At 52.7% G+C, this 18,923-nt stretch carries 17 protein-coding genes; 13 read left to right on the plus strand and 4 right to left on the minus strand.

What is annotated here, in order from left to right:
* Window positions 1-37 precede the first annotated feature (37 nt).
* Complete coding sequence (gene ybaK, locus A3842_RS25635; protein WP_074103205.1) at window positions 38-511, plus strand: Cys-tRNA(Pro) deacylase; 474 nt, start codon at window positions 38-40, stop codon at window positions 509-511.
* A gap of 93 nt (window positions 512-604) precedes the next feature.
* On the opposite strand, the gene A3842_RS25640 is transcribed toward ybaK, so the two are convergent.
* Window positions 605-1,351 carry a YdcF family protein gene (locus A3842_RS25640; protein ID WP_074103194.1) on the minus strand — a complete coding sequence of 249 codons (747 nt, stop codon included), beginning with the start codon at window positions 1,349-1,351 and terminating at the stop codon, window positions 605-607.
* Window positions 1,352-1,522: 171 nt separating this feature from the next.
* On the opposite strand from A3842_RS25640, the gene A3842_RS25645 reads away from it, so the two are divergent.
* The 12 genes from A3842_RS25645 to hydF all read left to right on the plus strand — a co-directional run bounded on the left by A3842_RS25645 (window position 1,523) and on the right by hydF (window position 15,252).
* Window positions 1,523-2,470 (plus strand): ArsR/SmtB family transcription factor, encoded by a 948-nt coding sequence (locus A3842_RS25645; protein WP_074086163.1) that lies wholly within the window; start codon window positions 1,523-1,525, stop codon window positions 2,468-2,470.
* Between the two features lie 173 nt (window positions 2,471-2,643).
* Complete coding sequence (locus A3842_RS25650; RefSeq protein ID WP_074103195.1) at window positions 2,644-4,404, plus strand: glycoside hydrolase family 2 protein; 1,761 nt, start codon at window positions 2,644-2,646, stop codon at window positions 4,402-4,404.
* A gap of 322 nt (window positions 4,405-4,726) precedes the next feature.
* The gene (locus A3842_RS25655) at window positions 4,727-5,263 is read left to right on the plus strand and encodes a PadR family transcriptional regulator (protein ID WP_074086165.1); all 537 of its coding nucleotides are present in this window, start codon (window positions 4,727-4,729) and stop codon (window positions 5,261-5,263) included.
* A gap of 77 nt (window positions 5,264-5,340) precedes the next feature.
* A complete protein-coding gene (locus A3842_RS25660; protein ID WP_074086166.1) occupies window positions 5,341-5,706 on the plus strand; it encodes a DUF4180 domain-containing protein in 366 nt (121 codons plus the stop codon).
* A 423-nt stretch (window positions 5,707-6,129) separates the two neighbouring features.
* The gene (locus A3842_RS25665) at window positions 6,130-6,480 is read left to right on the plus strand and encodes a Na-translocating system protein MpsC family protein (protein ID WP_074086167.1); all 351 of its coding nucleotides are present in this window, start codon (window positions 6,130-6,132) and stop codon (window positions 6,478-6,480) included.
* A 133-nt stretch (window positions 6,481-6,613) separates the two neighbouring features.
* Complete coding sequence (gene fdhF / locus A3842_RS25670) at window positions 6,614-8,758, plus strand: formate dehydrogenase subunit alpha (RefSeq protein WP_074086168.1); 2,145 nt, start codon at window positions 6,614-6,616, stop codon at window positions 8,756-8,758.
* Entirely contained in the window at window positions 8,755-9,411 is a 657-nt protein-coding gene (locus A3842_RS25675; protein ID WP_074103196.1) for a 4Fe-4S dicluster domain-containing protein, read from the plus strand. Before fdhF ends, A3842_RS25675 begins: the two co-directional genes overlap by 4 nt.
* Window positions 9,398-10,816 carry a [FeFe] hydrogenase, group A gene (locus A3842_RS25680; RefSeq protein ID WP_074103197.1) on the plus strand — a complete coding sequence of 473 codons (1,419 nt, stop codon included), beginning with the start codon at window positions 9,398-9,400 and terminating at the stop codon, window positions 10,814-10,816. The genes A3842_RS25675 and A3842_RS25680 overlap by 14 nt, the downstream gene beginning before the upstream one ends.
* Before the next feature lies 1 nt (window position 10,817).
* Window positions 10,818-11,402 carry a 4Fe-4S dicluster domain-containing protein gene (locus A3842_RS25685; RefSeq protein WP_074103198.1) on the plus strand — a complete coding sequence of 195 codons (585 nt, stop codon included), beginning with the start codon at window positions 10,818-10,820 and terminating at the stop codon, window positions 11,400-11,402.
* A gap of 32 nt (window positions 11,403-11,434) precedes the next feature.
* Window positions 11,435-12,490 (plus strand): GTP 3',8-cyclase MoaA, encoded by a 1,056-nt coding sequence (moaA, locus tag A3842_RS25690; protein WP_143186375.1) that lies wholly within the window; start codon window positions 11,435-11,437, stop codon window positions 12,488-12,490.
* Between the two features lie 7 nt (window positions 12,491-12,497).
* The gene (locus A3842_RS25695; RefSeq protein WP_074103206.1) at window positions 12,498-13,961 is read left to right on the plus strand and encodes an aspartate ammonia-lyase; all 1,464 of its coding nucleotides are present in this window, start codon (window positions 12,498-12,500) and stop codon (window positions 13,959-13,961) included.
* Complete coding sequence (gene hydF / locus A3842_RS25700; protein ID WP_074103200.1) at window positions 13,948-15,252, plus strand: [FeFe] hydrogenase H-cluster maturation GTPase HydF; 1,305 nt, start codon at window positions 13,948-13,950, stop codon at window positions 15,250-15,252. Before A3842_RS25695 ends, hydF begins: the two co-directional genes overlap by 14 nt.
* Before the next feature lie 131 nt (window positions 15,253-15,383).
* Here the strand turns inward: hydF and hydG are convergent, their stop codons facing one another.
* The 3 genes from hydG to fdhD form a co-directional block, all read right to left on the minus strand.
* Window positions 15,384-16,799, minus strand: coding sequence for a [FeFe] hydrogenase H-cluster radical SAM maturase HydG (gene hydG, locus A3842_RS25705; protein WP_074103201.1), 1,416 nt, complete (start codon window positions 16,797-16,799; stop codon window positions 15,384-15,386).
* A 42-nt stretch (window positions 16,800-16,841) separates the two neighbouring features.
* Window positions 16,842-17,891: a [FeFe] hydrogenase H-cluster radical SAM maturase HydE gene (gene hydE, locus A3842_RS25710; protein ID WP_074103202.1), complete on the minus strand. Its 1,050-nt coding sequence runs from the start codon at window positions 17,889-17,891 to the stop codon at window positions 16,842-16,844.
* 129 nt (window positions 17,892-18,020) lie between these two features.
* Complete coding sequence (fdhD, locus tag A3842_RS25715) at window positions 18,021-18,839, minus strand: formate dehydrogenase accessory sulfurtransferase FdhD (RefSeq protein ID WP_074103203.1); 819 nt, start codon at window positions 18,837-18,839, stop codon at window positions 18,021-18,023.
* Window positions 18,840-18,923 lie beyond the last annotated feature (84 nt).

Below are 18,923 nucleotides of genomic sequence, written 5' to 3' on the forward strand. Positions count from 1 at the left end.
GTAAGCAGATAGAGTGCAGCCGAAAGGTCGATGAATGATGCAAATCACCAAAACGAACGCCATGCGGATTCTTGATACCCGAAAAATAGCCTATGAGGTTCATCAGTACGACAACGAGGACGGCCAGATTCATGGAACTGCGGTAGCTGAAAAAGTGGGTCTGCCGCCTGAAACGGTCTTTAAAACGCTTGTCGCGCATAACGGACCGAACCTGTATGTGTTTGTCATTCCGGTGGCTGAAGAGCTTGATTTGAAAAAAGCCGCCAAGGCAGCTGGTGAAAAAAAGATTGAGATGCTCCCGGTGAAGGATCTGCTGAAATGGACCGGCTACGTGCGCGGTGGCTGTTCTCCGGTAGGGATGAAAAAGCTCTATCCGACCTTTATCGACAGCAGTGCCGAGACGCTGGCAACCATGGCGGTGAGCGGCGGGAAGATCGGGATGCAGATGGAGCTGGCACCCGAGCAGCTCGCCGGAGCTATAGGCGCTAAATTCAGCGAGCTGATTAAGTGAGGTTCCAGATAAAGTCTCCAACCAAAAAGCAGTGGCCGATGAAAGGATTCATCCGGTCCACTGCTTTTTGCTGTTCAAAGGGTTACCCTCCAATTAGAAACGGGCGGCGAGGTAGCCCAAATATTCCTTTAGTGCCGTCCCGGTATTATTTATTGCACCGGGGGATGGAGTGAATCTGGCTAAATAGAGTCGCCGATCAAGGCTAACGGTATAATCCGTCGGATACGCCAGCGGTAAAAGCCCGTTATTCTTAAAATGGATCATGGCACGGGGCATATGAAATGCCGAGGTAACCAGAATCGGGTGGCTGAGTCCCTTGCTTTTCATGAGGAGCTTTGTATAGGCGGCGTTCTGCTCCGTATTCAGTGACCGGTTCTCGGTCAGAATATCGGTCTCCGGGACACCGAGGCCCATTAGCTGCCGCTTGGCGATATTCGCTTCGTTTCCGCTGTCTGCAAATACTTGGCCGCCGGAGAACAGGATCGGCAGTCCCGTCTCGCGGTACAACCGCACTGCGGTCAGCAGCCGGTTCGCCGCCGAACCGTACAAATTGCCTTCCCCGTCGATATCAGGAGTTCCCGAGGTGGCTCCCCCGCCCAGGACGACGATTACATCGCCTTGAATCAGCTCGGGTTTGTCATACTGCCGTTCCAGGCTGCCCATCAGCAGATCACCGATCAAGGGAGTCATGGAGAGGTAGAGCAGGATAGTAATGCCGAACAGGACCAGTGACGGACGGCGGCTCTGCCGCCACAGCCAGATTGTCACACCCAGGAGCAGTACGACGAAGAGACCTGGCGGAAGCACGAAGCTGTAGACGGATTTTATGAAATAAATCAACGAATTCACCTCATTATGTATAATTGCTGCACATATTGTACCATGTTCAGTGGAAGCAGGCCTAGCGCCTTTGGATGCATAGGAGTCTGCTTTCCCGTGAACATCGGTTGATTTTGTGCCACTAAGCACGTACTATTATGGTATTACTTAGGGTTCGAAGGAGTGTAGTCTGTGCTGGAGCTTGGTTTTGATGATCCGGAGAAGCTGGTGGCAGTGGCACATGCGTTGTCGACCCGCTCCCGGGTTGATATTCTCCATTTATTAAATTCCCGGAATTTGAATGTGATTGAAATTGCTGAAGCGCTGAAGCTGCCGGTGTCCACGGTGGCCAACAATGTGAAGGTGCTTGAAGCGGCGCGGCTGATTAATACCGAGCTGCTGCCAGCTTCCCGCGGGGCGATGAAGGTCTGCAGCCGCAATTACGACGATATACATATTGCTTTGAATGAGGAAAAAGCTGCCCCTAAAGGGGCTGTACGTGTATACGAAATTGAGGTACCCATTGGACATTACAGCGATTGCGACGTGTCACCTACCTGCGGCATGGCCGATGCCGAAGAGATGCTAATCCGTGAGGATGAGCCCTCCGGCTTTTACCATCCCAGGCATATAGGCGCTCAGATTATCTGGTTCCGTAAGGGCTATCTCGAATATTTGCTTCCGCTGGAGGTGCCGAAGGGGGCGAGAGTCGAAACGCTGGAGCTATCGATGGAAATATGCTCGGAAGCCCCCAATTACGACAATAACTGGCCATCAGATATATCGGTCTGGATCAACGGGGTGAAGATTGGCATGTGGACAAGTCCCGGCGACTTCGGCGGCCGGCGGGGCAAGTTGAATCCGGTCTGGTGGAGCGATTCCTCCACACAATATGGCCTGCTTAAGACGTGGCGGATCGACATGGACAAGACCATGCTGGATATGGAAAAAGTATCGGATGTGAGCCTAAGCCAGCTTAATCTGGCACAAAGCCCGAAAATCCGGCTGAGGATCGGTGTCAGCCCGGATTCGGTCCATCAAGGCGGGGTCAATCTGTTCGGGCGGGGTTTTGGCGACTATGCGCAGGAAATCATGATGAAGCTGAGCTTTACACGGGACGAAGAAGAACCGGACCATTAGATACAGATAATCTGTAACTAATGGTTTTTTTACGGTTAACAAGATCAAAAAACAATATGAAAGCGTTGACGTAACGTGTTTATCTTCTTATAATCGGTATTAAATACAAGAAAGCAGAAACAAAACAAAAAAACCGTTTTTAATAGAGGTATTTGAGAGGACAGGTGTTTCACATGACTACTAAAGCATATATCCCCAATTATCCAAGACCACAATTTGTACGCAAGGCATGGCTTGATCTAAACGGAGAATGGAGTTTCAGCTTCGATGATGCCAATAGCGGTGAGGCAGAGGAATGGTATGCAACGTTTCCGGACGCCCGGCTGATTACGGTTCCTTTTACTTATGAGACTATCGCCAGCGGCATCGGTATTCAGGAATTCCACCCCAATGTCTGGTATGAGAGAACACTGGAGCTTCCGGCAGAAAATACCGGCCAAAGGGCGATTCTGCATTTTCAGGGCGTTGATTACCGGGCGAAATGCTGGGTGAATGGTTCCTATGTCGGCCAGCATGAAGGCGGATACGCCGCATTTTCCTTTGACATTACTCCATTTGTGACATATGGTGCTGCCAACCGGATTGTGCTCAAAGCGGAGGACAGTATGGACTGCACTCAGCCCAGGGGCAAGCAGCGCTGGGTAGCCGACAATTTTGAATGCTTCTACGTGCAGACGACTGGAATTTGGAAACCGGTCTGGCTGGAATGTGTTAGTGAAGCCCGGATTGATTCCGTGAAAATGACGCCTGATATCGACCGGCACATGATCCGTTTCGAATTTCGGTTTACAGGTCTTAAGAAAGGAATGGACCTGACACTCGATTCGCTGATTACCCTGAAAGGACGGCAGGTGAAACGGTTCAGCCTGAGTGCTGACCGCGATCTGGTGAGCATTGAAGTAGACGTATGGCATGAAGCGGGAGGTCCATGGATGCAATCCCTGTGGTCACCGGAGGCCCCGAATTTGTATGACGTTGAGTTTAAGCTGCTTCAGGGATCAGAGACCGTAGACCATGTGTACTCATATTTCGGGATGCGCAAAATATCTATTGAAAACGGACAGATTCTCCTCAACAATAGACCACTCTACCAGCGCCTGATTCTGGATCAGGGGTACTGGAGTGAGAGTCATTTGACACCCCCTAATGAACAGGCACTAATCGACGACATCGAGCGGATCGCGGAAATGGGCTACAATGGTCTCCGCAAGCATATGAAAATCGAGGATGCACGGTTTTTGTATTGGTGTGATGTGAAAGGGATGTTGGTATGGTCAGAGATGGCGGCTACCTATGAATTTAATGACCTCGCCGTTGAACGCTTCACCCGGGAATGGCTGGAAATTGTGCCACAGCAGTACAATCATCCTTGCATCATCACCTGGGTTCCGTTCAACGAATCATGGGGAGTTCCTGCCATTGCCAACGATGTCAGACAGCAGAAATTCACGGAAGGCATCTACCACTTGACCAAAACTATTGATCCTTACCGTCCCGTTATAACCAATGACGGCTGGGAGCACACAGTTTCGGATATTCTGACACTGCATGATTATGTAGAAGCTGGAGAACAATTCCTGGCTGCATACACCGACAAGACTTCCATCGTGGATAATGGCATCTCCTTCAATAACTTCAAATTCGCCTGGGCCGAAGGTTACGCCTATAAAGGCCAGCCGGTTATTGTCAGTGAGTTCGGCGGCATTGCCTTTCAGACGGAGAGCGGCTGGGGCTATGGAAATCAGGTGAAGACAGAGCAGGAGTTCCTGGAGCGCTTCCAGACAATTACTGCGGCGATCAAAGCAACGCCATACATCAGCGGCTACTGCTACACCCAGGTCAGCGATGTACAGCAGGAAGTGAATGGCCTATTGACGGAGGACCGCAAGCCCAAGGTTCCGCTCGAAAAGATCCGTAAGATCAATCTGAGTTAAGTTCGTCTATAGTGAATATTGTCCACGGAAGACGGTTTTCAATTCGTTCGCTGAATTGGAGCCGTCTTTTCATCTTTTCCGGTATGTACAGGATTCTAAAAAAAACTTGAAAGCTCTACTAGGGCGGTCGGCTGGAAGATAAAGCGCTGCTGGAAAAACTTGCAAGGTTCTTGCATCTATTCCATTTCGCTTTGTGCTCCAGCATGGTTCTAAATTGATAACCATAGGAACATGATCTGGTCAGCACAACCCGAAACTCATCGATTATATAAGTAACATATGATACTATTAACATATATTCTGAAGCGGAGGTGCTTGCGAAATGTCAATCAATCACGCAATTCTTGGACTGCTGAGCGGCAAGCCCATGACCGGATATGACCTTAAGAAGCTTATACAGGAATCCTCATTCCTCTATTGGTCCGGCAACAACAATCAAATTTATAAAGCGCTGGTAGAGCTGCTGAACGAGGGTTTCGTTACAAATAAGGTCCATCATCAGGGCAGCTTGCCTTCAAAGAAAATCTACACTGTTACTCCAGCCGGTCTCGCTGAGCTTCGGCAATGGGTCCTCTCACCCCCGGAGCCGCCTGAGTTCAAGAAGACTTTTCTTATTCAGCTCGCCTGGGCGGATCTTCTGAATACAGATGAATTAAACTTTTTGCTGGCGGGCTATGAGCAGGAAGTGCACACACAGTTATTACTGCTGGAGGGCCAGGCGGCCAGAATTTCTTTTGGACAGGAGTGTAACCGCAGGGGGATCACGCTATGGAAGCTGATTCACAGCAATCTGGTTTCAACCTATACCCATGAATTGGTGTGGCTTGGGCAATTGCGGCAAGAGCTTGGACTAACTTAGCGTATGCTCCCGAAGCGAGTTTAATTGTGTAGATTGTACAGGGAAATGCTTCATAATACTTTTAGGAGGTAGATTGTTTGAACATTCAAATGATTGAAAAAGAAGGGCAGGGGTATATTCTTTGCAGCCCCGGTGTTCAGCCGCTGCGAACAGAACAGGATGTGCTCGACCTTGTCTCCGCATGCTTTGAACATAACAACTATAAGCTGCTGCTTCACGAAGGAGCGCTCACTGAACAATTTTATAATCTCAGAACTGGCTTGGCAGGTACAGCTTTGCAGAAATTTATCAATTATCATATCAGGGCTGCTGCCGTAATACGTACCGAAGAGACAGCTCAAGGCAGATTCAAAGAGCTTGTAACTGAAATGAACAAAAGCAATGCCTTCCGGGTGTTTGGGAGTGAGGCCGAGGCAGAAGCCTGGCTGCTTGATGAGAGATGACACGCGATGTGATTCATGGTACGGCAAAAGGAATACTATAGCCCATAACGAAAGGCAGATTACGGGGATACGGGAACGGGAGCTTCAAGCCCGATCAGGCGCCGTATTACACGGACAACCAGAAGGTGGCTGAGCAGACGAATAATAGGGTCAGACGAAGAATGTCCCCATTGCCATTTCTGGCAGAATAGGGCGTTCTTTTTTTTGCGAAAGAGGTGGAGAAGCCAAGCAAATAGAACACCATTTAAGGGTACGGACAGGGGAATGGCGGGGAGGCTGGCAGTCCAATCAAAGAAATCTTGCAGGAACCATTCGTTGTCAGCTATGCAATTTAAGCAATTGACAACATTTATGGATGGGTTTAACATATAAATTGCTCATAGGAAATTCCAAAAAAAGGCATGATCAGGTGAGGGAATATGGATGTCTGAGGCTGATTTTGAATACCAGGAGAAGATTAGAAGACTTGCTGTGAAGATTGTGAAGCATTACCGGGGGAAGGGCCCGGAGAACGTGAAGGTGAAGCTGGATAGCGAGTCACAGATCACAATTGAAATCAGGGGGATTCTCTCCAGTCTGTCGGAAATTCTGTTCAAGGAAGGTGCGGCTGATCTCGTAACGGAGTACTGGAAGGTGCTGAAGCCTTATTTAGAACGCGGTTTTATGGAGGAAATGATAGAGACGATAGGCTCCGGGTTTTCCTATTCTTGGCGACTTTGCAATTTGTATCATGAAGACAGGACGGTCATTATACAACTTAATAAATCGGTTTGATTAAAGAGAAAGGACCCTGGTCTCTTCGCTTTTTAATAAGCCCGTACACAGCATATGAAATAAGTATGTTTTGTATTGGCTTATTTTTTATTGCAATTATTGTGCAACAATTCACAAGGAGAGGTGAAATCGGATGGGAAATAAAGTATTGACTGTCTGCCCATATTGCGGCAGCGGCTGCCAGCTGTATTTGCTGGTCGAGAATGGACAGGTCGTGGGCGCAGAGCCTGCGGATGGGCGGACGAATGAGGGAAACCTCTGTCTGAAAGGTCACTACGGCTGGGATTTCCTGAATGATCCGCAGCTGCTGACCTCCCGCCTCCGCAAGCCAATGATCCGCAAGGAGGGAGTTCTTCAAGAGGTTACCTGGGAAGAGGCTATTCAGTTCACCGCAGAGAAGCTGACAGCGATCAAGGAGAAATACGGGCCGGATGCGATTATGGGTACAGGCTCGGCCAGAGGACCGGGAAATGAAGCAAACTATGTGATGCAAAAGTTCATGAGAGCGGCGATAGGGACGAATAATATTGACCACTGTGCCCGAGTCTGCCATGGACCATCCGTTGCGGGACTGACCTATTCGCTGGGAGACGGGGCCATGTCGAATTCTATCCCGGAAATTGAAGACACCGATCTGCTGCTGATTTTTGGATATAATGCTGCCGTTACCCATCCGATTGTGGCGAGAAGAATTGTAAAAGCCAAGCAGAAGGGGGCAACGCTGATCGTCGCTGACCCCCGGATGACCGAATCGGCACGGATTGCGGACACCTGGCTGCCGCTGAAGGGTGGATCGAATATGGCGCTTGTGAACGCTTTTGGCCATGTGCTTGTGGAGGAGGAGCTATATGACAAGGATTATGTGTCTGATTTCGTAGAGGGGTTTGAAGAATACAAGGCGAATGTGCAGAAGTATACGCCCGAATATGCGGAGAGCATTACCGGTGTGCGGGCGGCTGATATCCGCAAGTCCATGCGTCAATATGCCAAGTCCGATAAGGCGATGATCCTCTACGGCATGGGGGTGTGCCAGTTTGCCCAGGCGGTGGATGTGGTTAAGGGGCTGGCTTCACTGGCGCTTCTGACCGGTCATTTCGGGAGAGCGAGTGTCGGGATTGGTCCGGTGCGCGGTCAAAACAACGTGCAGGGCTCCTGTGATATGGGCGCACTGCCTAACGTCTATCCCGGCTATCAGTCCGTAGAGGACGCAAAGCTACGCAAGAAATTCGAGAAGGCCTGGGGCACATCTCTGCCGGATAAAACAGGCTATCGCCTGACAGAGGTACCGCACCTCATCCTGAAAGAACACAAGATTAAGGCCTATTACATTTTCGGAGAAGATCCGGTGCAGAGCGACCCGAATGCCGCCGAGCTGCGGGAGGCGCTGGATCAGCTGGAGCTGGTGATTGTCCAGGATATCTTCATGAACAAAACAGCGTTACATGCCGATGTGATTCTGCCCGCCACCTCCTGGGGGGAGCATGACGGTGTTTATTCCTCAGCAGACCGGGGATTCCAGCGCATCCGAAAAGCAATTGAGCCCCCTGGCGGGGTGAAACCGGACTGGCAGATCATCAGCGAAGTATCTACGGCCATGGGTTATCCAATGGCTTATAAGAATTCCGAGGAAATCTGGGATGAGATGAGGAAGTTGTGTCCGAGTTTTGCCGGAGCCAGCTACAGGAAGATGGAAACACAGGGTGATGTTCAATGGCCCTGTCCTTCCGAGGATCACCCGGGTACGCCTTATTTATACAAGGGGAACCGATTTACCACGCCGAACGGCAAAGGGCAGCTATTTGCGTGTGAATGGAGAGCGCCGCTGGAGCAGCCGGATGTCGAGTATCCCTTGACACTCTCCACCGTCCGCGAAGTTGGGCATTACTCGGTACGGACGATGACCGGCAATTGCCGTGCGCTCAGCCAGCTGTCTGATGAGCCCGGCAATATCCAGATCAGTCTGGAGGACGCGGCGGAATATGGCATTGAGAACGGCCACTTGGTACGCGTCATTTCCCGTCGGGGGAAAATCATGGCCAGGGCGCAGGTCAGTGGCCGGACCAAGCAAGGTGCTACTTACATGACCTATCATTTCTGGATCGGAGCCTGCAACGAGCTGACGGCTGACTATCTGGATCCTGTCTCCAAAACACCGGAATACAAATACTGTGCGGTCCGGGTCGAAGCGATCGCCGACCAGGCCAAGGCCGAGGCGCTCATCCGGAAGCAATACGCGGAGCTGAGAAAGCAGATGATGGTAGGGGCGATGCAGGAATGAACCACGTACACTCCAATTCGCTGGTCATTGCCGAAGCGGCCAAATGCATCGGCTGCAAGGCCTGTGAGCTGGCCTGCTTCGCGGTGCATAACCGTGACAACGGTGTAGGCTCCACTGTGGGTACAGTCACCATGCCGGTTGTACCCCGCTTGTATGTGATCCGAACAGACAGCTTCACGATGCCGGTTCAATGCCGGCAGTGCGAGAACGCCCCTTGTGCGGGAGCCTGTCCGGTCCAGGCTATCCGTCAGAAGGATGGGGTCATTGTTATCGACGCGGATGCCTGCATTGGCTGCAAGGCCTGTGCCTTGGCCTGCCCGTTCGGAGCGATCAGCCTATACAAAGCCTACAGCGGAGGTGCGGAGCTGCCGCAACCGCTGCTGCAGGAACGCCGTGACAGCAAGCTGCAGCGCAAAACCCGAATCATTGCCTACAAATGTGATCTCTGCAGGAATATCGAAATGCCCGGGGCTGTGGCCGGGGAGCTGGGGGCAAGCGGCAGAGATTCTTCAGTCACAGCCGTTCAAGGCCGCGAACCCTTCCCCGCTTGTGTTGCCGTCTGTCCGGAAGATGCGTTGAGGCTGGTCAAGGTGGGTTCGGGCAATCCACTTAGTCAGCACAGAGAAGGGATGACCTGCGATGTTATTCAGTGAACCCATCATTAAGATTGATCCTGAGCTGTGCACCGGCTGCCGCCGATGTGCGGCAGTCTGTCCGGTGGATGCCATCATCGGCGAACCGGGCAAGCCCCAGGAAGTGGATGCCCACCGCTGTGTGGTGTGCGGCCAGTGCGTGCAGATCTGCACCGTCTATGCTGCAGACAGCCTGGAGTCCGGGGATACCCTTAAGAATAAACGGCTTCAAAGAGGACAGCTCCCAAGTGTACGAGAGCCTTTGTTCGCGGCCTATTCCGCGGGTCAAGTGCCGGAGGTCAAGCGTGCGCTGGCCGATTCTGCACTTTATAAGGTGGTGCAATGCGCACCGGCTATCCGCGTCTCGCTGGCTGAGGAATTCGGCCTGCCCATGGGTACACTGACACCGGGCAAGATGGCTGCGGCGCTGCGGCATCTGAAGTTTGACCGGATTTATGATACGAATTTTGGTGCGGATGTAACCATTATGGAGGAGGGCACGGAGCTGATCGGAAGGGTCATGTCTGGAGAGCTGCTGCCCATGTTCACCTCCTGCTGCCCCGCCTGGGTCAAGCATGCGGAGACGGCAGCGCCGGAGCTGCTTGACCACTTGTCGAGCTGTAAGTCACCAATGCAAATGGTTGGTGCGCTGGTCAAAACCTACGGAGCGAAGCAGAACGGGGTAGATCCTGCAAAGATTTATAGTGTAGCGGTCATGCCCTGCACCTGCAAGGAATTTGAGTGCAGCCGCGAAGAAATGGAGGTTGACGGGCTCCGGGAGGTTGATGTGGTGATTACCACCCGCGAACTGGCACAGCTGATTAAGGATGCAGGAATTGATTTTGTGAATCTGCCGGATGAGCCGTTCGATTCGCCGCTGGGCATATATTCCGGGGCAGGCTCGATATTCGGCGTTACCGGCGGGGTGATGGAAGCGGCCATCCGTACCGGCTATGAGCTGGTGACGCACGAGACGATCCCGAATCTGCAGCTGGATTTTGTCAGGGGTGAAGAAGGGCTTCGTACGGCAACGGCTAAGCTTGGCGATCTGGAGCTGAGGGTTGCCGTGGTCGCCGGTTTGAAATATGTGTCTGAAATTCTGAAACAGGTGAAGGAAGGCACCTCCCCTTATCATTTTATTGAAGTGATGGGCTGCCCAGAAGGCTGTGTCAGCGGTGGCGGACAACCCAAGCTACTGCTGGAAACATTGCGCAAGAAAGCCTATCAGGCCAGAAAAAGCTCGGTCTACCGCCATGATTCCCATCAGCAGGTGCGAAAATCACATGAGAATCCGGCCATTATTAAGCTGTACAAGGATTTCCTGGGTGAGCCGCTGGGCCATGTATCTCATCACCTGTTGCATACGACGTTCCATTCCAGGGAGAAAATGTCACCAAACCAAGCACTAGGTGTGAAGGAGGACTAATATGAACAGTTTTGTCATTGCCGATCCCGGACTCTGCATTGGCTGCCATACTTGTGAAGTGGCCTGTGTGGCTGCCCATTCCGCAAATAATATGTTCCTGCAGCAGGAAGAGAATCCGGACTTTTATCCCCGTCTGAGGGTAACGGAAACCGATCAGGTCACCGCCCCGGTGCAGTGCCGCCATTGCGAGGATGCTCCATGCGCCAATGTGTGTCCCAATGGTTCAATAACGAATAATAGTAGTAGTATCTCGATCAACCAGGATACCTGTATCGGCTGCAAGACTTGCATGCTGGTCTGTCCTTACGGGGCCATTGCCATGGTTCCGGCGTCCCGGGATGGACAGCGGCAGATCCAGGCCGGACTGCGCTCGAACGAGAGCGGAGTCTGGGCGCGGAAGGAGCGGCTGGTTGCCAGTAAATGTGATCTGTGCGATGAGAGTGGCAACGGTCCGGAATGCGTGCGGATTTGTCCCACACATGCGCTTCAGCTGGTGGTCCCCGGGAATGTGACGGAGAGCATCGCTGCCAAAAGAACAGCCAGTGCGCAGACACTGCAGCAGTTCGGCGGACTCATCCGGTTCTGAAATCATTTACCCTAGAAAGCATGGTGAATATCTTGTCTAATGCCTTGGCCGATTCCTTTGGCCGAATACACAATTATGTGCGCATCTCAGTAACGGACCGCTGCAATCTATCCTGTGAGTACTGTAAACCGGACCAGGCAGCCGCAGCTTCTTCACCGCAGCCGCTCACTTTTGACGAAATCAGTTCAGTGGTAGCTGTGCTTGCGGATATGGGCGTCACTAAGGTACGGCTTACCGGTGGCGAACCGCTGCTGCGGCCACGGATCGAGGAGCTGGTGGCCCGTCTTCATGATATAGGCGGCATTGAACGCATAGGGCTCACAACCAACGGAATGCTGCTGGCTTCCAAGGCAAGAGCGCTGCGCGGAGCCGGCTTGACCGACGTCAATATCAGTCTGGATTCCCTTCAGCCGGAACGCTTTGCAAGGATTACCGGGGGAGGGGATGTCGGCCGGGTGCTCCATGCCATTAGCGCCAGCCTGGAAGCCGGTATTGAACGCGTGAAGGTTAATGTGGTCTTAATGCACGGGGTAAATGACGATGAAATCGAATCCTTTCTGCAGATGACCAACAAATATCCGCTGGACATCCGGTTCATTGAATATATGCCGATCGGCCGGAAGAATGAAGGCTGGAAAGCGGGATATATGCCGCTCAGCGGGATTCTGGATCGCTGTTCCAGAGCGGGCTGGGCTTATGATCCGGTGCCGCCTGAAGCCGCGAACGGGTCTTCCCTTGAACATGGTTTATCCACAAGCGCAACAGATTCGGGGCCGGCCCGTTATTACCGGATTGCTGGAGCAGCAGGGAAATTCGGATTGATTGACCCGGTCAGCAAGCATTTCTGCATGACCTGCAACCGGCTGCGCATCACCGCCAGTGGCCATGTCAAACCGTGCCTCTTCTGGAATGACGAATGGAATGTAAGACCTTACATCGGGAAGGATGAACTCTTGAAGCAATTGTTCCTGCGGTCGCTTGAGAACAAGCCGGTGCGGCATGAAATGCTCGGGGGGCTTAAGGCGGACGGTTCATACCATCCGCTGCAGGAGAGTACAATCCGCCAGATGTCACAGATTGGCGGGTGAAGCAGGGATGACGGATCATACGGCTTACCGTATTGAGAGTGATTCACTTGGCAGCCTGTCCGTTCCGCAGGATGCCTATTATGGGATTCATACCGCGCGGGCGAAGGATAATTTCAGGGCCGGAGGCCGTCCGGCGAACCTTTTGCTGCTGCGGGCGATCGTTCGGGTCAAACAGGCGGCAGCGGAGGTGAACGGGCGAATCCATGCCTTGCCGCTGAAAAAGGCACAGGCCATTCTTGAGGCCTGCAGGGAGATTCTGGAGGGCCGGCTGGATGCACATTTGATCGTCGATGCCTATCAAGGGGGAGCAGGGACCAGCAGCAATATGAATGTGAACGAGGTTATTGCTAACCGTTCGATTGAGCTGCTGGGCGGGGTGAAGGGCGATTATAGCATCATCCATCCGATTGATGATGTGAACCTCCATCAATCGACGAATGACGTCTATCCAACAGCGCTGCGCATTGCTGTCATTCCGCTTCTGCGGCAGCTGTCGGAAGAGCTGGCTGCACTCCAGGAAGCATTCCAGGCGAAGGAACGTGAGTATGCGGACCTGCTGAGACTTGGGCGGACTCAGCTGATGGATGCACTGCCCATCCTGGCCGGGCAATCCTTCGGCGCCTGCGCCAAGGCAACTGCGCGCGACCGCTGGCGGCTGTACAAGTCAGAGGAGCGGCTGAGGGAGATTAACATCGGGGGAACGGCTGTGGGTACAGGAATGAATGCGCCGCTTGATTACATTTATGCCATGGCTGATGTACTGCGTGAGCTCACGGGACTGGGTCTTTACCGCAGTGATTTCCCGATGGATACGACGCAGAATATGGATGTGTTCGTGGAAGTGTCGGGCCTGCTTAAGGCCGCAGCGGTGAATCTGCTGAAGATCTCCAGTGATTTTCGGCTGCTGTCCTCCGGTCCAGCCGGAGGAATAGGGGAATATATTCTGCCGGCGGTGCAGGCGGGGTCTTCCATCATGCCCGGGAAGGTGAATCCAGTGATTGCCGAAATGCTAGGCTCCGTGGCAATGCGGGTGATCGCTAATGATACGGCTGTGACTTTGGCAGCCGCAAGCGGTCAACTGGAGCTGAACGCGTTTACCCCTGTGCTGGCTGAGGCCCTGCTGGAATCCCTGGAGCTCCTGCTTCGCGGCGTTCCACTGTTCCGGGAACGCTGTCTCAGCAGCCTCATACTGGATGAAGCCCGCTGCCGGGAGCATGTGGAGCGTTCAGGGGTGATGGCTGCAGCAACAATAGCTTATCTTGGCTATGACACCGCTTCCGAGCTTGCCAAGGCAGCGGCTGCTTCCGGGCGTCCCCTGGAACAGCTTCTGCTGGAGGGCGGATGGATGACTGGGAAGCAGATTCATAAGGTGCTGCATCCGCTTGAAGTGACCAAGCCAGGGATACCCGGCCGGTCACAGTGGACAGTTCGGAATATGGAAGGAGGTTTAAGCCAGGATGAGCTTGAATGATACTCCGCGAGGAGAAAGACCGCATATCGCCGTATTCGGCAGCCGCAATGCCGGAAAATCAAGTCTGATTAATGCGATTTGCGGACAGGCGGTGTCCATCGTATCCCCGGTAAGCGGGACTACGACCGACCCGGTGTACCAGCCCATGGAGCTGCTGCCGGCGGGTCCGGTTGTACTGATTGACACTGCAGGACTCGACGACACCGGTGAGCTTGGAGAGCAGCGAATCCGCAAAACGCTCGATATTTTGAAGAAAACGGATTTGGCGTTCCTGGTGGTAGACGCAGCAGCCGGAGCTGGAGACTTCGAGCGTGAGCTGCTGAGGACTCTGGGAGCAGCAGGAACGAATGTAATGGTTGTTCTGAATAAAATTGACTTGATTACAGCTGATCCGCAGACGCTTGAAGAGCAGTGCAGCCAAATAGCTGCGCGTCTTGGAACTGGTGCTTCTATCCCTCTGATGCCGGTCAGCACCCTAAGCGGCAGTGGAATTGATGCTCTGAAGAAGACGGCAGCTGCGGTGCTGGCCAAGGAGGAAGAACGCTTCCGGCTGGTAGGGGATCTGCTGAAGCCGGGCGATGTGGCGGTATTAGTGGTTCCCATTGACAAGGCTGCCCCGAAGGGCCGTCTGATTCTGCCTCAGCAGCAGACGATCCGGGATATTATGGAATGTGATGGGGTGGCTGTGGTGACCAAGGAACAGGAGCTGGCGCACACGCTGGCCCAGCTGAACCGCAAGCCGCGCATCGTCATTACAGATTCACAGGTGTTTCTGAAGGTGGAGGCAGATACACCGCGGGATGTGCCGCTTACGTCATTCTCCATTCTGTTCGCCCGGTATAAAGGGGATCTTCCCCGGCTGGTCAGCGGATTGCGCTCCATCACGAGACTGAAAGACGGGGATCGGGTGCTGATTGCTGAAGCCTGCACGCACCACCGCCAGTCCGATGATATCGGCTCAGTCAAGATTCCCCGTTGGCTGCGGGAGATTACCGGCAGGCAGCTGATCATCGATAATGCTGCAGGGAGTGAATTCCTCGCGAATTTGGAGCAATACTCGCTGATTATCCACTGCGGTGCCTGCATGCTTAACCGAAGAGCGATGCTGAGGAGACTGGATGAAGCAGAATTAGCCGGTGTACCGATTGTCAATTATGGCATGTTTATTGCCTATGTTCAGGGTGTATTTCCCAGGGCAATCGAAATGTTCCCGTCGGCTATGCTGGCCTGGGAGAATGGTACCGGAAGCCCTGCCCCAGTAGTCCCGGCTCAGTACTCAGTAACCCAGTAACCCAGTAACCCATTTAAATAACTCAGCACCCTCAAAAGGTCCCGTTCGTGGAATTTTCCTCGACGGGATCTTTTGAGGGTGCTGAGATTTGCAGCTGCAGACTTGCGCCTTGTCGCTATCCAACATCTGTGTTAGAAGCGCAGATCCCGTTCGCCAGCATGAATTCGCTCCAGATGCTCCCGGGTGGCCTTTCTGACCCCCTCCCGCGGAATCCGCTCCAGATTCTCGCGGATCGTCTGCTCGCCAATCGCGCGCATTTCGTCATCGGCATAGTCGAGCAGGTATTCCTGAAAGGTCATCAGTGAATTCGGCTGACAGACATTGTGAATCTGGCCCGATTTGGCCAGCTGCATGAAGCGGTCGCCTGTGCGTCCTTCCCTGTAGCAGGCAGTGCAGTAGCTGGGAACATAACCGTCCTTGCACAGGTTTTTGATAATTTCCATCGGTGAACGGTGATCGCCGACAGTGAACTGTGGTGTATCCTCCTTGTTCTTGTTGACGCTATAGGCTCCCACCCCGGTGGCAGAACCCGCGCTGATCTGCGAAATACCGAGCTTGATGATCTGATCTCGGAACTCCGAATCCTCACGCGTAGAGAGAATCATTCCTGTATAGGGAACGGCCATTCTCAGCACGGCAACAATTCGGGCGAAATCACTATCGCTGACCAGATAGGGGTAATTGTCCAGGTTCACATTCTCGGCTGCACGGAGGCGGGGGACAGAGATTGTGTGCGGTCCGCAGCCAAAGGCCTGCTCCAGATGCTCTGCATGCTTCAGCATGGCAATGGTCTCATACTTGTGGTCGTAAAGGCCATACAGCACACCAATGCCAACATCATCAATACCTGCGCGCATAGCCCGGTCCATGGCCGTTGTGTGCCAGTCATAATCATTTTTAGGGCCTTCAGGATGATAATACCGGTAGCTGGGGCGATGATACGTCTCCTGAAACAGGATATAGGTGCCGATTGCGGCTTCTGCCAGTCTACGGTAATCCTCCTCGGTAGTGGCGGCAATATTGACGTTAATCCGCCGAATGCTGCCGTTGTCGAGCTTAGTGTCGTAGATGGTTCGTATGCAATCAATAATATAGTCGATGGAGCAGTTGCGGGAATCCTCACCGGCCTCAAGCACCAGCCTTTTATGTCCGAGCGATTGCAGCACCTTGACCTCTTCAACAATTTCGGCTGCATTCAGACGGCTCCGCTCAAACTCCGAGTTGGAATGCTTGTACCCGCAGTATACACAATTATTCACACAATAGTTGCTGACATACAGCGGCGCAAAAAGGACGATCCGGTTGCCGTAGATCTGCTCCTTGATACCCCGTGATACCTGATACAGCTGCTCCAGCGTTTCCTTGTCCTCCACATTGAGAAGTACTGCAGCTTCACGGGAGCTTAGCCCTTTGCAGGCTTTTGCTTTTTCCAGTATTGCGGCTATAATCTGCGAATCAGCAGCAGCTTCCGACCCATACTGTAAAGCTTCCAGAATCTCATCATCTTGAATAAAATCGGCCGGCTGGCGTTCATTTAGCTTGCTCACTCATATCCACTTCTTTCTGGATTGTTTTAATGATCAGGGCGTCTAGTGTTCCTGTAGAGAGCGGGAGAGATGCTTCAAGCTGTCGCCGCGTCCCATATCGACATGGAAACCGGTAGACTTCACCCGCTGCTCCAGGCAGAATCTGCATTGGGCGGATTCGTCACCCGTACAGATTTTGTTGTTGTAGAGCATATATTTGGCACGGACGGCCATAGGTGAGAGATTGGGCATCAAAACATTTGCCCCTGCCTGCAGCGCCCGCTCGCGTCCGTTAGGATGGGCGGTGCCCATCGCGGTAGTCGCTGGAATCAGGGCATCCGGCACCATCAGCCGGGCAAGAGCAATCATATCCAGAGTGTCCTCTACGGTTCCCGGCAGCTCGTCCTTCAATGGCGTGTCCCGATGTGGTAAAAAAGGGCCGATACCGATCATGTCCGGCTGCAGCTGCTGCAAATATAAGAGGTCCTCCGCTAAATCGGCAGCCGTCTGATCAGGCAGTCCGACCATGAATCCCGCTCCAACCTGATAGCCGATTCTCTGCAACGCGTTCAAGCGGTCCCGGCGGTTCTCATACTCCATTGTAGGATGGAAGGAGCGGTACAGGTTGGCAGACGCTGTTTCATGACGCAGCAAAAAACGGTCTGCACCTGCTGCGTACAGCCTTGAGTAACACTCATCATCCCGCTCGCCAATCGAAAGCGTCAGAGCAGCATCCGGGAACAGCTGTTTGACCGCCGCGATCAGAAGCACTAGCTTTTCTGTGGTATACCAGTCATCTTCACCGCTCTGCAGCACGAAGGTTCGGTAGCCCAAGGCATAGCCCTCACGGCAGCAATTCAGAATCTCTTCCGGCAGCAGACGGTAGCGGCTTAAGGATTTGTTACCCGAGCGCAGGCCGCAGTAAAGACAGTTTTGTTTGCATATATTCGAGAATTCGATTAGACCGCGCAAGTAAACGGCTCTTCCGTAGGTTCTTATTCTAGCCGCATGGGCCAGATCATACAGCTGCCTTCGGAGATCTCCGCCAAGATGGCTGAGCAGGTCTACCAGTTCCTGCTTTTCCAACGATCCACCAGACGCTAATTGTTCCAATAACGGGTACGTTGAGCATCCCTCCCCCGGCTGTCCATTCGTGATCACCATGCGCCGCACATGACTTGAAAATATTGTAACAAAAGTAAATTTACAGTACAGTGAGTTTTATGCTTGAAATTGCATGATTTATAAGTTCATTTCCAGTTTGCTTAAGTCGCTGATCCGCTCGGGATGCGTATACACATTGCAGGAATTTTGCCGGATAAAGCCTACCGCTGTGATTCCAAGCTGCTCCGCCAGCTCCACAGCCAGTCCCGTGGGAGCGGACTTGGACAGAATGATCTCGCAGCCGATTTTGGCTGCCTTGAGCAGGATCTCCGAGGAAATACGGCCGCTGAAGACGATGATTTTATTTCCGGGGTCAATTCCTGTTTTGAGACAGTGCCCGTAAATTTTATCCAGCGCATTATGGCGGCCGATATCACTGCGGGCCAGCAGGATTCCTTCAGCATCACAGAGTGCGGCACAGTGCACGCCTCCTGTCCGGTGGAACAAATCTGCACTGGTGAGTACTTCATCCATCAGGCGAAAACAATCTCTGAAAGTCAGTGTAATATGAACGCCGGGTTTGCTTTTAGCCGTACGGGCATCATTCACATAGACAAAGCCATGCCGGCTGGACCCGCAGCAGGAGGTGACATAACGTTTGGCGAACAGCTGTCGGTGGAGCGGATTCCAGCGGTCCGTAGTCACATGCACATAGCCTTCCTCTTCCTGCGTCCACAGCTGCTGAATATCCTGAATTCCCCGGATCATGCCTTCCGAAGCCAAATAACCGACAACCATATCCTCGATATATTCCGGTGTGCAGACCAGGGTAACAAATTCCTCGCCGTTGATTTTGACCGTTACCGGATGCTCTGTCACAATAGTATCTTCTTCCCGGGTGAGCCTGCCGCTGCGGTAGCGGATGATGCTTCCATGCTGCTCCGATGGCTGTTCCATTGTCATCCTCCATATATATTTAATTTTAATAATATAAAAAATAACTTAAAATGTTAAAAATTACTATATCGCTCTATCCTACTA

The organism is Paenibacillus sp. P3E (genome assembly GCF_001909045.1).
GTDB classification, from domain to species: Bacteria; Bacillota; Bacilli; order Paenibacillales; family Paenibacillaceae; genus Paenibacillus_AQ; species Paenibacillus_AQ helianthi.

What these genes read in the sequence shown, in the direction of transcription:
- ybaK (WP_074103205.1), top strand. Translation starts at nt 38, where the DNA reads ATGCAAATCACCAAAACGAACGCCATGCGGATTCTTGATACCCGAAAA.
- A3842_RS25650 (WP_074103195.1), top strand. Translation starts at nt 2,644, where the DNA reads ATGACTACTAAAGCATATATCCCCAATTATCCAAGACCACAATTTGTA.
- A3842_RS25655 (WP_074086165.1), top strand. Translation starts at nt 4,727, where the DNA reads ATGTCAATCAATCACGCAATTCTTGGACTGCTGAGCGGCAAGCCCATG.
- A3842_RS25665 (WP_074086167.1), top strand. Translation starts at nt 6,130, where the DNA reads ATGTCTGAGGCTGATTTTGAATACCAGGAGAAGATTAGAAGACTTGCT.
- fdhF (WP_074086168.1), top strand. Translation starts at nt 6,614, where the DNA reads ATGGGAAATAAAGTATTGACTGTCTGCCCATATTGCGGCAGCGGCTGC.
- A3842_RS25675 (WP_074103196.1), top strand. Translation starts at nt 8,755, where the DNA reads ATGAACCACGTACACTCCAATTCGCTGGTCATTGCCGAAGCGGCCAAA.
- A3842_RS25680 (WP_074103197.1), top strand. Translation starts at nt 9,398, where the DNA reads ATGTTATTCAGTGAACCCATCATTAAGATTGATCCTGAGCTGTGCACC.
- A3842_RS25685 (WP_074103198.1), top strand. Translation starts at nt 10,818, where the DNA reads ATGAACAGTTTTGTCATTGCCGATCCCGGACTCTGCATTGGCTGCCAT.
- A3842_RS25695 (WP_074103206.1), top strand. Translation starts at nt 12,498, where the DNA reads ATGACGGATCATACGGCTTACCGTATTGAGAGTGATTCACTTGGCAGC.
- hydF (WP_074103200.1), top strand. Translation starts at nt 13,948, where the DNA reads ATGAGCTTGAATGATACTCCGCGAGGAGAAAGACCGCATATCGCCGTA.
- fdhD (WP_074103203.1), bottom strand. Translation starts at nt 18,839, where the DNA reads ATGGAACAGCCATCGGAGCAGCATGGAAGCATCATCCGCTACCGCAGC.